Here is a 13,460-nt window from a genome sequence, read left to right on the forward strand (position 1 = left end):
ACCTTTCTTATTTGGCGTTCGGCGGGATCACGATGACGGTTGATGTGGTCGCGATGTCGTCGACGGCCACGGCACCGGGCACCCGAACGGTCGAACCGGCCACCGCACGAGTCGCGCCGGCGCCGACGGCGCGTCCGGCCAGGCTTGACAGGGCCGTGGGACCGAACATGCCTTGTTGACCGTTCACGGCCATCGCGGGCGCGGCTTCCACCATGGTCTCCGGCAGCTCGGCGGCCACCGTTCGGATCGCGGGAACCGCGGCAGCCCAATTCGCGGGCACCGATAACGACCCGACCAGCCCGGCTTGGCCCGTCGCCGCCGACACCGAACTCGCACTCGACAGCGCGGTCGCGCCGGTCAACAAGTCGCTGCGCAGCAGCGGCGCCAGGACTCCGGTGAGCGCTTTGGGGTGCAATAGGGGCCCGATGCCTTGGATGCCCGTCCCCACGCTCGGGATGCTGAGGGCGATCTGGTACCAGTTCTTCGCCAGGTTGGCCACCCCGAGCGGGGTGTAGGGCCCGGATATCGTGCCCATGACGCTGTTGAAGGTCTTCAGGATTCCGGTGATGTCCGCCAGGCCCAGCGGCAGACCGGCCGCCGGTGTGGTCACCGCGTTCGCGCTCACCGCGAGGCCTTGCACCCCGGCCGGGGCCTGCGAAACAGCTTCGGAGAGCGCAGATTCCACGCGAGAGGTGGTGGACGACCCGGCCGCCGCGGCCACCGCGGCCGACTGGTCGGCCTCCCCGCTGCCGTCGGTGGTCGCCGACGGCGCAGTGAACGGGGTGAGCCGGGTCGCCGCCGCCGACGACGCGGCATAGGCGTACATGGCGCCCGCGTCCTGGGCCCACATCTCGGCGTACTGCGCCTCGGTGGCAGCGATCGCCGGGGTGTTCTGACCCAGGATGTTCGTCGCGATCAGCGAGGCCAGCAGGGCCCGGTTGGCGGCGATCACCGGGGGCGGGACGGTGGCCGCGAAGACGGCTTCATAGGCGGCGGCCGCCGCCTTGGCTTGTACGGCGGTCTGCTCGGCCTGCGCGGCGGTGCCGTCAAGCCAAGCGATGTAGGTCGCCGCCGCGGTCGCCATCGCCGTCGACGCGGGTCCCCGCCAGAGGGTCCTCAGCTCCGAGATCGTGGAACCGTAATTCTCCGCCGCCGAACGTAACTCGGCTGCCACACCGTCCCAGGAAGCCGCAGCTGCCAGCAACGGCGCCGGTCCCGGACCGGAATAGATCCTGCCGGAGTTGACCTCCGGCGGTAACGCCCCGAAATCCATGCCATCCTCCGCCTCCGGCCGTGTCACCACCGCCAGCCCTGTGCTTGCGCCGGCCGGCAAGCCGAACGCCAACAACATCGAGCTCTTCATGCGCCGCCACGATGCAATGAGTTTGCTGGCGGCGGCACATCTCCTCGCAGACAGGACACTAGCCAGCCGCGACCACAATGCGTTCCGGCCAACTCGGCCGGTTCTGTCTCGGTGCCGCGCTCGGAGCCGCGGGCCACTTACCGGCGGCTGGGCGGACAAGACGGCGATAAACCGCTCTACCTCGGGCGAATCCGACAAGACGGCGCGATGAATAGTTGGTGAAATAACGCGAAGGACGCCGGAGAACGGCTATCCACTGATTAAAAATCTCGCGATCATAAATGTCATCGCGCCGATTGAGACTGTGATCCGGACGCCTTCACGGACTGGGCTCCACCGGCTGAACTGCGCGTTACTTGCGCCGGGCCGCAACGGATTCCCGATGGCCGGGGTTACAAAGCGCTCGCACGGGTTACCGGGCGGTCGGCACGTCACAAACTCATATGATCTTCAAAGAAGATATGAGGGTTTTATGAATTCGCAAGTCAAGAACACGCGATTTCGGCGGAGTCGACGACGGAGAATCGCAGCGTGGTACCCGAATTTCGCTATGCATTCGCGGCAGTCGTTAATTCTATGAATTACGTGACCTATTTGAATTGCGTATGAAATGCGGACGAGTGATGTCGCAGCCGCGGATCGTCCGGCAGAATCAATCGACGCGCGCTTTGCTGGTGGGTCCACCCGGCGCCTCAGCGCCGTTTGCCGCGGCGGCGGTTATCGCACGGCGACCATGCAAACGCTCCCCCGGGAACTCGGGGACGACGGCGCGCATCGTCGCGCGCCTAGGCGTCTTCCAGCAGATCCGGCGTGACCGCCGACTCGGTGTCCGGGATGCCCTCGATCTTCGCCTTACGGTCGGCCATCGACAGCAGCCGCCGAATACGGCCCGCCACAGCGTCTTTCGTCATCGGCGGATCGGCGAGCCGGCCGAGCTCCTCCAGCGAAGCCTGCCGGTGCTCGACCCGCAACTTGCCGGCCGAGGCCAGATGGTCGGGAACCGTGTCACCGAGGATCTCCAGCGCGCGTTCCACCCGGGCGGCCGCCGCGACGCCCGCCCGCGCCGAGCGGCGCAGGTTGGCGTCGTCGAAGTTGGCGAGGCGGTTGGCCGTCGCCCGCACCTCGCGGCGCATCCGGCGCTCCTCCCAGATGAGCCGGGTGTCCTGGGCGCCCATCCGGGTCAGCAACGCGCCGATCGCCTCGCCGTCACGCACCACCACGCGGTCGGCGCCGCGCACCTCGCGGGCCTTCGCGCTGACCCCGAGGCGGCGCGCCGCGCCCACCAACGCCAGCGCGGCCTCCGGGCCGGGGCAGCTGACCTCCAAAGCAGACGACCGTCCCGGCTCGGTCAGCGACCCGTGCGCCAGGAAGGCTCCGCGCCAGGCGGCTTCGGCGTCGGCGACGCTGCCGCCCACCACCTGGGCGGGCAGACCGCGAACCGGCCGGCCTCGGTTGTCCAGCAGGCCGGTCTGGCGGGCCAGCGCCTCACCGTCGTTGGCCACCCGCAGCACGTAACGCGTGGTCTTGCGAATTCCGCTGGCCGACAACACATGCACGACGGCGTTATAGCCGTAGAGCTCGAAGATGTCCTTGCGCAGCCGCCGCGCGACGTTGCCCAGGTCCACCTCGGCCTCCACCACCACCCGGCCGCCGACGATGTGCAACCCGCCCGCGAACCTGAGCAGCGACGTGACCTCCGCGCGGCGGGCGCTGACCGACTTCACGACCAGGCGGCTCAGCTCGTCCTTGACTTCGGTCGTCATCGCCACGCGTCGTCACCCCTTGGTCCGCTGCCAGCCGGTCCACTCCCACCGGTCTGTGGACTTGCACCGTCGACCCGAATGTCCGCGGTGGCCGTGACCGGGGCCGCTCCTGGAGCCTTGTGGGCCGCCCGGACCCCGTCCAGGGCCGCCGCGAGTTTGCCCGGATCATGTAAAGGTGTACCAGGTCGGGCCACGTCGGCGAAGTGGACCTCGGCTTGGAACAGCGTCGCGGTGCGGCGCAGGTGCTCCCGCTCCCGCTCGCCGGGCACCCGTTCGGCGTCGATGATGATGTCGTGCACGGTGAATCCCGGTGCGTGCTGGGCCAACACGTGCAGATGACGCTCGACGGAGAAGCCCGCCGTCTCCCCCGGCTCGGCTACCAGATTTAGCACCAGCGCCCGACGGGCGGTGGTGGCCCGCAGCGCGGCCGCCAGCCCCGGCACCAGGACATGCGGGATCACGCTGGTGAACCACGAGCCCGGGCCCAGCACCACCAGGTCGGCGGCCATGATGGCGTCGACGGCCTGCCGGGTTGCCGGCGGGTCGGACGGCAACAGCCGCACGCGCCGGACCTTGCCCGGTGTGCTGGCGATCGCCACCTGGCCGCGAATGAGCCGGAATATCCGCGGGTCGGTCTCCAGGCCGGACACGTCGGCCTCGATCTGCAGCGCGATCGGGCACATCGGCAGCACCCGGCCCTTGACGCCCAGGATGCGGCCCAGCTCATCGAGGGCGGCCACCGGATCGGCCAGCACCTCGGACAGCCCGGCGAGCATCAGGTTGCCGATGGGGTGCCCGGCCAACGCTCCGTTGCCGCCGAACCGGTGCTGCAGGATGGTCGCCCACAGCCGTCCGTGGGGGCTGTCGGACGCCAAGGCCGCCAAGGCCATTCGCAGATCGCCCGGCGGCACCACATCCAATTCGCTACGCAGGCGCCCCGACGAACCGCCGTCGTCCGCGACGGTCACCACCGCGGTCACGTGTGGGGTGAGCCGGCGGGCTGCGGACAGCGTCGCGTACAGGCCGTGTCCGCCACCCATGGCGACGATGCCGTGATTCGTCGGCCCGCTCATTCGCGGCCCAGATCCCGGTGCAGCACCCGCACCGACAGTTGAGGATTGGCCTTCAGCAGCCCCATCAGCGCCTCGGCGATCGCGACGCTGCGATGCTTGCCGCCGGTGCAGCCGATCGCCACCGTCATGTAGCGCTTGCCCTCGCGGCGGTAGCCGTCGACGACCAGGGACAGCAACCGGTGGTAGGCGTCGAGGAAGTCCGCGGCGCCGGGCTGATTCAGCACGTATTCACTGACCGCGGGGTCCTGCCCGGTGAGCGGGCGCAGCTCGTCGACCCAGTGCGGGTTGGGCAGGAACCGGACGTCCATCACCATGTCGGCGTCCATCGGCAGGCCGTATTTGAAGCCGAACGATTCGACGGTGACGCTGATCGACGTGCTGGCGTCGCCGCCGAACGCGCGCTCGATGCTCTCCCGCAACCCGCGCACGGACAGGGTCGACGTGTCGATGATGAGGTCGGCCGTGGCGCGCACCTGCGCGAGCATCCGGCGCTCCGCGGCGATGCCTTCGGCCAGCGTCTGGTCGCCCTGCAGCGGGTGGCTGCGGCGGTTCTGTTCGTAGCGGCGCACCAGCATGTCGTCGGAGGCCTCCATGAACACCACGCGCGGGGTGATGTTGCGGGTGGCCAGCTCGTTGCGCACCTCGTCGAGGTCGCCGGTGAAGCCGCGCGACCGCACATCCATCACCACCGCCAGCCGGGTGATTCGAGACCCCGCGTCCATGCCGAAATCGACCATGCGCGTGATCAGCTGGGGCGGCAGGTTGTCGGCCACGTACCAGCCCAGGTCCTCGAGCACCTTGGCGGCAGTACCCCGCCCGGCGCCCGATAATCCGCTCACCAGGACGACGTCGATACCGGCCCCGCCTTCCGGGCGGGCCTGCGCCGGGCGGCCCTCCGCCACTTCACCCGTCATCCGGCTTCTCCGGGCTGCTCCGGTCGCAGCGCCTCCAGAACGGCGGTGGCGGTGGCCACACCGATACCGGGAACGGCCGTGATCTGGTCGACGGTGGCCTCCTTGAGGCGGGCTATGGATCCGAAATGGGTCACCAGCGCCTTGCGGCGATGCTCCCCCAATCCTGGCACCGAATCCAGCGCTGAGGCGGTCATTCGCTTAGATCGCTTGCTGCGATGGTAGGTGATGGCGAACCGATGCGCCTCGTCGCGAATCCGTTGCAGCAGATACAGCCCCTCGCTGTTGCGCGGCATGATGACGGGGTCCGGCTCGGACGGCACCCAGATTTCCTCCAGCCGCTTGGCCAGGCCGATCACCGCGACGTCGGTGATGCCGAGTTCTTCGAGCACGGCGCTCGCCGCGTTGACCTGCGGCGCACCGCCGTCGACGACGTAGAGGTTGGGCGGATAGGCAAACCGGCGCGACTTCCCTTCGGCGGACAGCATATTCGGGTCGTTCTGTTCACTGAGGTGCCGGGCGAACCGGCGCCGGGTCACCTCGGCGATCGAGGCGACATCGTCGGAGCGCCCCTCTCCGGCCGCCTCGCGGATCCCGAAGTGGCGGTAGTCCGACTTGCGCGGCAGGCCGTCCTCGAACACCACCAGGGAGCCCACCACGTCGGTGCCCTGCACATGGCTGATGTCGACGCATTCGATGCGCAGCGGCGCATCGGCCAGCCCGAGCGCCTCCTGAATGTTCTGCAGCGCAGCAGATCTGGCGTTGAAGTCGCCGGCCCGCCTCAACTTGTGTTGCTGCAGAGCCTCTTTGGCGTTGCGTTGCACCGTTTCGGCCAGCGCCCGTTTGTCGCCGCGGCGCGGCACCCGCAGCGCGACGCGGGAGCCGCGCAGGCCGGACAGCCAGCTGGCCAGTTCGTCGGAGTTGGACGGCAGGCAGGGCACCAACACCTCGCGCGGCACCGGGTTGGCGGCTTCGTCGGCGGCCCCACCCAGTTCGGCCTGCTCGCCGTAGAACTGGGTCAGGAACTGCTCCACCAACTGCTCCTCGCCGGAATCACCGGCCTCCGCGGACTTTTCGACGATCCAGCCGCGCTGGCCGCGTACCCGGCCGCCGCGGACGTGGAACACCTGGACCGCAGCCTCCAGCTCGTCGTCGGCGAAGGCCACCACGTCGGCGTCGGTGCCGTCGCCGAGCACCACGGCCTGCTTCTCCATCGCGCGCTTGAGCGCACCCAGGTCGTCCCGAAGGCGCGCGGCCCGCTCGAAGTCGAGTTCGTCGGAGGCGGCGTGCATCCGCTGTTCCAGCTCGCGGGCGAAGCGGTCGGTCTTGCCGGACAGGAAGTCGCAGAAGTCGTCGACGATCTGGCGGTGCTGCTCGGCGCTGACCCGCCCGATGCAGGGCGCCGAACACTTGTCGATGTAGCCGAGCAGGCATGGGCGGTCGATCTGCTTGTGCCGCTTGAACACACCGGCCGAACACGTGCGGGCCGGAAAGACGCGGGTGAGCAGGTCCAGCGTTTCCCGGATCGCCCACGCGTGCGAGTAGGGCCCGAAATACCGAACACCCTTGCGGCGCGGACCGCGATAGACCATCAGCCGCGGAAATTCCTCGTTGAGCGTGACGGCCAGCACCGGGTACGACTTGTCGTCGCGGTAACGGACGTTGAAGCGCGGATCGAACTCCTTGATCCAGTTGTATTCGAGCTGCAACGCCTCGACTTCGGTGTTGACCACCGTCCACTCGACCTTGGCCGCGGTGGTCACCATCTGCCGGGTGCGCGGGTGCAGGGCGGAGACGTCCTGGAAGTACGACGTCAGCCTGCTGCGCAGGCTCTTGGCCTTCCCGACGTAGATGACTCGCCCGTGCACGTCCCGGAATCGATAGACGCCCGGTTCGACCGGGATGGACCCGGGCGGGGGACGGTACGTGGCGGGATCTGGCACCCATCCAGGCTAGTAGCCGTCGAGGACGTGGCGGGCCCTCGGGATCACGGCTCGGCCCGCCGAAAACGGCGTCCCGGGTTGGAGGGACCCGCCCACGCTCCCTGTAACGCATTCGAGCGCTTGTTCGATAGACAAATAGCCCACCGATAGATCCGCCATTTCCGGGAAAAGGCCCGATGAGCTCGGGTTATGACGACCGATCGACGGTGTGGACGGTTTGTTCTGGTTACCAAGGGGGTAGCTGGACGTTACAGTGGGTGGCAATCGATGGAGGGAGTCCACAGATGTTCAAGCGCTCGTTGACCAGGATCGCGATGGGGGTTGGCGGCCTGGCATTGGCGTCGACCGCCGCGGCCGGGGTCGCATCCGCAGCCCCCGACTACGGACCGATGATCAACACGACCTGCAGCTACGACCAGGCGATGCGGGCGGTGCACGCGGAAAACCCGATGGCCGCTCAGTACCTCGACCAGTCGCCGCCGAACCAGCAGTTCCTGCAGCAGTACCTGGCGTCGTCGCCGGATCAGCGCGTGAATCTGCTGCACGCCATTGAGCACAACCAGGGCGCGCAGCAGGCTTTGCCGATCTTCCAGCAGATGATGACCGACTGTAAGAACTTCTGACCCGTTCACCTGAAGGGAGCTGCCCGTGCCAGCACGGGTGGCTCCCTTCAGCGGGTACGAAGGTCCGGCCGGTATTGCGCCAGCAGCGACCGCACGGTGTCCATGGCGTTGACCGCACGCTCCTTGTCGACGGCCTGGATGGCCATCACAGGAATGTATTCGTCGTCGGGTAGATCGACGCGCGCCCAGCGATTGCCCACCGGGAACGAGACGCCGGCGACGTCCGGCCACTCGATCAGTTTGTCGCCCAACAGGTTACGCACCGAGATTCCCGCCGCCCCGATTCGCAACCGCGGCCGGGCGAACAGCAGCACCAGCCCGGCGAGCACCAGGCCGAGCAATGCCATCGCCACCTGATCGGTGGTCTGGAAAACCACCCCGGTGGATCCGACCTTGAGCAGGAAGCCGATCGCGATGTGCACCGCGGCGATGGTGAACGCCGCGACGTAGACGAAAATCGGTGTGCGGTGCGGACGCAACTCGACGTCCCAGTCCTCGCTCGTGGTCACGACCGAGCGCGCAGCTCGCGCAGCGTCAGCGCCGCGGTCAGTGCCGCCCCGGCCGCCTGAGCGCCCTTGTCTTCGACCGATTCCGGCAGCCCGGCCCGATCAAGCGCCTGCTGCTCGGTGTTGGTGGTCAGCACTCCGTTGGCGACCGGCGTCGACGCGTCCAGCGCCACCCGGGTCAAGCCCTGGGTCACCGCGTCGCAGACATACTCGAAGTGCGGTGTTCCCCCGCGGATCACCACGCCGAGGGCGATGACCGCGTCATGATTGCGAGCGAGCTCCTGCGCCACCACCGGGAGCTCGATGGCGCCCAGCACGCGGACCACCGTCGGGTTGTCGATGCCCGACTCGGCGGCCACCCGACGTGCGCCGTCCAGCAACGCTTCGCAGATCTTGCTGTGCCACGTGCTGGCCACAATGCCGACCCGCAGGCCGGACGCGTCGAGTGCCGGGATATCCGGCTCCCCGCTACCGCTCACAGAGCGCCGCCGAATTCGCCCGGCAGATGAACCGATTCGTGAAAGTCGTCGAGACCGGCGAGGTCGTGGCCCATCTTGTCGCGCTTCGTCATCAGGTAGCGGATGTTCTCGGCGTTGGCGCGCACGGGCAGCGGCACCCGCTCGATGATGTGCAGGCCGTAACCGTCCAGCCCCACCCGCTTGGCCGGGTTGTTGGTCAGCAGCCGCATCGAGCGCACCCCGAGGTCGACCAGGATCTGCGCCCCGATTCCGTAATCCCTTGCGTCGGCGGGCAATCCGAGTTTGAGGTTGGCGTCGACGGTGTCCTCCCCCGCGTCCTGCAACTGGTAGGCCTGCAGCTTGTGCATCAACCCGATGCCGCGGCCCTCGTGGCCGCGCATGTACAGCACGATGCCCCGTCCCTCCCGGGCGACCATCGCCATCGCGGCGTCCAGTTGCGGCCCGCAGTCGCAGCGCCGGGAACCGAACACGTCACCGGTCAGGCACTCGGAGTGCACACGCACCAACACGTCGTCGCCGTCGGCGTTCGGCCCGGCGATCTCACCGCGAACCAGCGCGACGTGTTCGACGTCCTCGTAGATGCTGGCGTAGCCGATGGCACGGAACTCGCCGTGCCGGGTCGGTATGCGGGCCTCGGCGATCCGCTCGATGTGCTTCTCGTGCTTGCGTCGCCACTCGATGAGGTCGGCGATGGTGATGAGTGCGAGGTCGTGCTCGTCGGCGAAGACGCGCAGCTCATCGGTTTGCGCCATCGAGCCTTCGTCCTTTTGGCTGACGATCTCACAGATCGCGCCCGCCGGCTGCAACCCGGCCATCCGGGCCAGGTCGACGGCGGCCTCGGTGTGGCCGGGCCGGCGCAGCACGCCGCCGTCCTTGGCGCGCAACGGAACCACGTGCCCCGGGCGGGTGAAATCGTTGGCGACGCTGGCGGGATCGGCCAGCAGGCGCATGGTGGTGGCCCGATCGGAGGCCGAGATCCCGGTCCCCACACCATTTCTGGCGTCGACGGTGACGGTGTAGGCGGTCCCGTGCTTGTCCTGGTTCACCGCGTACATCGGCAGCAGGCCCAGCCGGTCGCAGATTGCGCCGTCCAGCGGCACGCACAGGTAGCCCGAGGTGTAGCGGACCATGAACGCCACCAGCTCGGGTGTCGCCTTCTCGGCGGCGAAGATCAGGTCGCCTTCGTTCTCGCGGTCCTCGTCGTCGATGACGACCACAGCCTTACCGGCCGCAATGTCGGCAACCGCCCTCTCGACGGAATCCAACCTCGTCATCGTCGCTACCTTGCTGTCTCAGGGTTCGCAGGAAAAAGCCCACGTGTTGCATTCAGTATGAACCACCGCGCGGGCCGCGTTATTGCCCCGGCGTGGGCGAGTGACCGACGTCGCCCGCGCCCCCGCTCCCGAAGTGCCGCAGCAATAGGCCACCTGCAGCGAAACGGCTCCCGATCCGGCTCCAGCAATCTACGCTGAGCGGCATGAGAATCGCAGTGAGACTGGCGGTACCGGTCGTGACCTCGATATTCGCGGCCGGACTTGCAGCGGGTGTCGCCTGCCCGCAACGGGCCGCGGCCGACGCGTGCGCGGACGTCGGCGGTCGGCATGTGAGTGTCGGCGGGTGCACCGATCCGGGGCGCTGGGGTAACTGGGTCCTGCCGGCCGGTGCGATGACGGTCCCGCCGCCCGACGCGCCACCGCCGTGCTACACCCCGTCCGGCGAGCCGTATTGGACGCCGCCGGGCGAGCCCTGCTGACCGAGCCGGCCGTGGGCGCCCTCCCCGCAAGCGGTCAGCGTGCGGCGAGCAACCGCTCTACATATTTCGCGATGACGTCGACTTCGAGGTTGACCTGCGTCCCGACCGGGGCGCGACCCAACGTGGTCAGCTCGCGGGTGGTGGGGATCAGCGAAACCTCGAACCAGTCCCCCGGCCCGCTGCCGAGCCCCGAGACCGTCAGCGAGATGCCGTCGACCGTGATCGATCCCTTCTCGACGACGTAGCGCGCCACCGCCGCGGGGATCTCGATCCGCACCACTTCCCAGTGCTCGGACGGCTCCCGGCTGACCACCTGGCCGGTTCCGTCCACATGCCCCTGCACGATGTGCCCGCCGAGCCGGCTGTTGACCGCCGCGGCGCGCTCCAGATTGACCGGGCTGCCCACCTGCAAGGCGCCCAGATTGGACCGGTTGAGGGTCTCGGCCATCACGTCGGCGGTGAACTGGCCGTCGGGCAGCAGCTCCGCGACGGTCAGGCAGACGCCGTTGACGGCAATCGAATCGCCGTGCCCGGCGTCCGAGGTCACGACCGGTCCGCGGATGGTCAGCCGCGCGGCGTCGGCCAGCATGTCGCGGCCCGTCACCTCTCCGAGTTCCTCGACAATTCCGGTGAACATGCCATCAGGTTAATCGGCCGCCCGAACGCAACGGCCCCGCTGGTAAGCAGGCCAAACCGGCGCCGCGCGGCGGACACCGGCCCCCCGCGTCTGAAAAGCCGGTCACCGGCACCCTCTACGATGCAAGGTATGCAGACCCGCCGCCGTATATCGGCCGTCATCGCATCCCTGACCCTCGCCACCGCCTTGATCGCCGGCTGCTCGTCGGGTTCAAAGCAGAGCGGCGGCCCGCTGCCCGACGCCACGACTTTGGTCAAGCAGTCGGCCGATGCCACCAAGGCCGTCAAGAGCGTGCACCTGGTGTTGTCGATCCAAGGCAAGATTCAGGGGCTGCCCATCAAGACGCTCACCGGTGACCTGACCACGGCGCCGGCCACCGCCGCCAAGGGCAACGCCACGATCACGCTCGGCGGATCCGACATCGACGCGAACTTCGTGGTCGTCGACGGCACCCTGTACGCGACGCTGACGCCGAACAAGTGGAGCGACTTCGGCAAGGCGTCCGACATCTACGACGTGTCCGTGCTGCTGAACCCGGACACCGGGCTGGGCAACGCGCTGGCCAACTTCAGCAACGCCAAGGCCGAGGGCCGCGAAACCATCAACGGGCAGAACACCATTCGCATCAGCGGGAACGTGTCCGCGGACGCGGTCAACAAGATCATGCCGCAGTTCAACGCCACCCAGCCGGTGCCGAGCACCGTGTGGGTGCAAGAGACGGGTGACCACCAGCTGGTGCAGGCCAACCTGCAGAAGAGCTCGGGCAATTCCGTGCAGGTCACCTTGTCCAACTGGGGCGAGCAGGTTGAGGTCACCAAGCCCCCGGTGAGTTCATGAGTTCGCAGGCCGGACGCCGCGTCGCGATCAGCGCCGGCAGCCTGGCGGTCCTGCTGGGGGCGCTGGACGCCTATGTCGTCGTGACGATCATGCGCGACATCATGAGCGACGTTCACATCCCCATCAACCAGCTGCAGCGCATCACGTGGATCATCACGATGTACCTGCTCGGCTACATCGCCGCCATGCCGTTGCTGGGCCGGGCATCGGACCGGTTCGGCCGCAAGCTGGTGTTGCAGGTCAGCCTGGCGCTGTTCATGGTGGGCTCGGTGGTGACCGCGCTCGCCGGGCACTGGGGCGACTTCCACCTGCTGATCGCCGGCCGCACCATCCAGGGTGTGGCCAGTGGTGCGCTGCTGCCGGTCACCCTGGCCCTGGGCGCCGACCTGTGGGCTCAGCGCAACCGCGCCGGCGTGCTGGGCGGCATCGGCGCCGCGCAGGAGCTCGGCAGCGTGCTGGGCCCGCTGTACGGGATCTTCATCGTGTACCTGTTCCACGACTGGCGCTACGTGTTCTGGATCAACGTCCCGCTGACCCTGATCGCGATGGCGATGATCCAGTTCAGCCTCCCGTCGCACGAACGCGTGGAGGAGCCCGAGAGGGTCGACCTGGTCGGCGGCGTGCTGCTCGCCGTCGCCCTGGGCCTGGCGGTCATCGGGCTGTACAACCCGCAACCCGACGGCAAGCAGATCCTGCCGAGCTATGGGCTGCCGCTGGTCATCGGGGCCGTCGTGGTCGCGGCGCTGTTCCTGCTCTGGGAACGGTTCTCGCGCACCCGGCTGATCGAGCCCGCGGGAGTGCACTTCCGCCCCTTCCTGGCCGCGCTGGGCGCGTCGCTGGCCGCGGGCGCGGCGCTGATGGTGACCCTGGTCGACGTGGAGTTGTTCGGTCAGGGCGTGCTGCAGATGGACCAGACGCAGGCCGCCGGGTTGCTGCTGTGGTTCTTGATCGCGCTGCCGATCGGGGCCGTGCTGGGCGGCTGGATCGCCACCCGCGTGGGCGACCGGGTGATGACGTTCATCGGGCTGCTGATCGCCGCCTACGGTTACTGGCTGATCCACTACTGGCGCCAGGACGTGTTGAGCCAGAAGCACGACATCTTCGGGGTGTTCAGCGTTCCCGTGTTGCACGCCGACCTGCTGGTCGCCGGTGTGGGGCTGGGCCTGGTGATCGGGCCCCTGACCTCCGCGGCGTTGCGGGTCGTTCCGTCGGCGCAGCACGGCATCGCCTCGGCGGCCGTGGTGGTGGCCCGGATGACGGGCATGCTGATCGGCGTTGCCGCGCTCAGCGCGTGGGGCCTCTACCGGTTCAACCAAATCGTGGCGGGGCTGACCGCCGCGATACCGCCCAACGCCTCGCTGTTGGAGCGGATCGCCGCGCAGGGGACGATGTACCTCAAGGCGTTCGCCATGATGTACGGCGACATCTTCAGCGCCACCGTGGTCATCTGCATCGTGGGAGCGCTGCTCGGCCTGTTGATCGGCGGCCGCAAGGACCACGCCGAGGAACCGGAAATTCCTGAGCCGCAAACGATTTCACTCGGGGAGCACCAGCACTAGGCGCTGCCGTGTG

The 13,460-nt window shown here is 68.3% G+C and carries 13 protein-coding genes; 4 read left to right on the forward strand and 9 right to left on the reverse strand.

Features of this window, described 5'->3' with window-relative positions; genetic code table 11:
* Window positions 1–7: 7 nt before the first annotated feature.
* From A5681_RS14655 to uvrC, 5 genes are all read right to left on the reverse strand, one after another.
* The gene (locus tag A5681_RS14655) at window positions 8–1,273 is read right to left on the reverse strand and encodes a PPE family protein (protein WP_067275913.1); all 1,266 of its coding nucleotides are present in this window, start codon (window positions 1,271–1,273) and stop codon (window positions 8–10) included.
* An 875-nt stretch (window positions 1,274–2,148) separates the two neighbouring features.
* On the reverse strand, window positions 2,149–3,126 hold the full coding sequence (whiA, locus tag A5681_RS14660) for a DNA-binding protein WhiA (protein ID WP_156737984.1): 978 nt from the start codon (window positions 3,124–3,126) through the stop codon (window positions 2,149–2,151).
* Window positions 3,123–4,199 (reverse strand): uridine diphosphate-N-acetylglucosamine-binding protein YvcK, encoded by a 1,077-nt coding sequence (gene yvcK / locus A5681_RS14665; protein WP_067275830.1) that lies wholly within the window; start codon window positions 4,197–4,199, stop codon window positions 3,123–3,125. Before yvcK ends, whiA begins: the two co-directional genes overlap by 4 nt.
* The gene (gene rapZ / locus A5681_RS14670; RefSeq protein WP_067275833.1) at window positions 4,196–5,113 is read right to left on the reverse strand and encodes an RNase adapter RapZ; all 918 of its coding nucleotides are present in this window, start codon (window positions 5,111–5,113) and stop codon (window positions 4,196–4,198) included. Before rapZ ends, yvcK begins: the two co-directional genes overlap by 4 nt.
* Window positions 5,110–7,053, reverse strand: coding sequence for an excinuclease ABC subunit UvrC (gene uvrC / locus A5681_RS14675; protein ID WP_067275837.1), 1,944 nt, complete (start codon window positions 7,051–7,053; stop codon window positions 5,110–5,112). The genes rapZ and uvrC overlap by 4 nt, the downstream gene beginning before the upstream one ends.
* 284 nt (window positions 7,054–7,337) lie before the next feature.
* On the opposite strand from uvrC, the gene A5681_RS14680 reads away from it, so the two are divergent.
* Window positions 7,338–7,676 (forward strand): hemophore-related protein, encoded by a 339-nt coding sequence (locus tag A5681_RS14680; RefSeq protein ID WP_067275840.1) that lies wholly within the window; start codon window positions 7,338–7,340, stop codon window positions 7,674–7,676.
* A gap of 47 nt (window positions 7,677–7,723) precedes the next feature.
* On the opposite strand, the gene A5681_RS14685 is transcribed toward A5681_RS14680, so the two are convergent.
* From A5681_RS14685 to A5681_RS14695, 3 genes are read right to left on the reverse strand one after another with little or no spacing between them, the layout of a single operon-like run.
* Window positions 7,724–8,185 carry a PH domain-containing protein gene (locus A5681_RS14685; protein WP_067275843.1) on the reverse strand — a complete coding sequence of 154 codons (462 nt, stop codon included), beginning with the start codon at window positions 8,183–8,185 and terminating at the stop codon, window positions 7,724–7,726.
* Entirely contained in the window at window positions 8,182–8,661 is a 480-nt protein-coding gene (gene ribH / locus A5681_RS14690) for a 6,7-dimethyl-8-ribityllumazine synthase (protein ID WP_067275845.1), read from the reverse strand. The genes A5681_RS14685 and ribH overlap by 4 nt, the downstream gene beginning before the upstream one ends.
* Window positions 8,658–9,935 carry a bifunctional 3,4-dihydroxy-2-butanone-4-phosphate synthase/GTP cyclohydrolase II gene (locus tag A5681_RS14695; RefSeq protein WP_067275847.1) on the reverse strand — a complete coding sequence of 426 codons (1,278 nt, stop codon included), beginning with the start codon at window positions 9,933–9,935 and terminating at the stop codon, window positions 8,658–8,660. Before A5681_RS14695 ends, ribH begins: the two co-directional genes overlap by 4 nt.
* A gap of 203 nt (window positions 9,936–10,138) precedes the next feature.
* On the opposite strand from A5681_RS14695, the gene A5681_RS26575 reads away from it, so the two are divergent.
* A complete protein-coding gene (locus A5681_RS26575; RefSeq protein ID WP_231996315.1) occupies window positions 10,139–10,414 on the forward strand; it encodes a hypothetical protein in 276 nt (91 codons plus the stop codon).
* Between the two features lie 34 nt (window positions 10,415–10,448).
* On the opposite strand, the gene A5681_RS14700 is transcribed toward A5681_RS26575, so the two are convergent.
* Window positions 10,449–11,051, reverse strand: coding sequence for a riboflavin synthase (locus tag A5681_RS14700; protein ID WP_067275850.1), 603 nt, complete (start codon window positions 11,049–11,051; stop codon window positions 10,449–10,451).
* Between the two features lie 129 nt (window positions 11,052–11,180).
* Between A5681_RS14700 and A5681_RS14705 the strand changes: the two genes are divergently transcribed.
* A complete protein-coding gene (locus A5681_RS14705) occupies window positions 11,181–11,888 on the forward strand; it encodes an LppX_LprAFG lipoprotein (protein WP_067275852.1) in 708 nt (235 codons plus the stop codon).
* Complete coding sequence (locus A5681_RS14710; protein ID WP_067275855.1) at window positions 11,885–13,447, forward strand: MFS transporter; 1,563 nt, start codon at window positions 11,885–11,887, stop codon at window positions 13,445–13,447. The genes A5681_RS14705 and A5681_RS14710 overlap by 4 nt, the downstream gene beginning before the upstream one ends.
* The last annotated feature ends 13 nt before the right edge of the window (window positions 13,448–13,460 follow it).

It is taken from the genome of Mycobacterium scrofulaceum (assembly GCF_001667885.1).
Taxonomy (GTDB): Bacteria; Actinomycetota; Actinomycetes; order Mycobacteriales; family Mycobacteriaceae; genus Mycobacterium; species Mycobacterium scrofulaceum_C.

Coding starts and splice junctions, on each gene's coding strand:
- A5681_RS14710 (WP_067275855.1), top strand. CDS start 11,885: ATGAGTTCGCAGGCCGGACGCCGCGTCGCGATCAGCGCCGGCAGCCTG.
- A5681_RS14655 (WP_067275913.1), bottom strand. CDS start 1,273: ATGGATTTCGGGGCGTTACCGCCGGAGGTCAACTCCGGCAGGATCTAT.
- A5681_RS14680 (WP_067275840.1), top strand. CDS start 7,338: ATGTTCAAGCGCTCGTTGACCAGGATCGCGATGGGGGTTGGCGGCCTG.
- A5681_RS14705 (WP_067275852.1), top strand. CDS start 11,181: ATGCAGACCCGCCGCCGTATATCGGCCGTCATCGCATCCCTGACCCTC.
- yvcK (WP_067275830.1), bottom strand. CDS start 4,199: ATGAGCGGGCCGACGAATCACGGCATCGTCGCCATGGGTGGCGGACAC.
- A5681_RS14695 (WP_067275847.1), bottom strand. CDS start 9,935: ATGACGAGGTTGGATTCCGTCGAGAGGGCGGTTGCCGACATTGCGGCC.
- A5681_RS14700 (WP_067275850.1), bottom strand. CDS start 11,051: ATGTTCACCGGAATTGTCGAGGAACTCGGAGAGGTGACGGGCCGCGAC.
- whiA (WP_156737984.1), bottom strand. CDS start 3,126: ATGACGACCGAAGTCAAGGACGAGCTGAGCCGCCTGGTCGTGAAGTCG.
- A5681_RS26575 (WP_231996315.1), top strand. CDS start 10,139: ATGAGAATCGCAGTGAGACTGGCGGTACCGGTCGTGACCTCGATATTC.
- rapZ (WP_067275833.1), bottom strand. CDS start 5,113: ATGACGGGTGAAGTGGCGGAGGGCCGCCCGGCGCAGGCCCGCCCGGAA.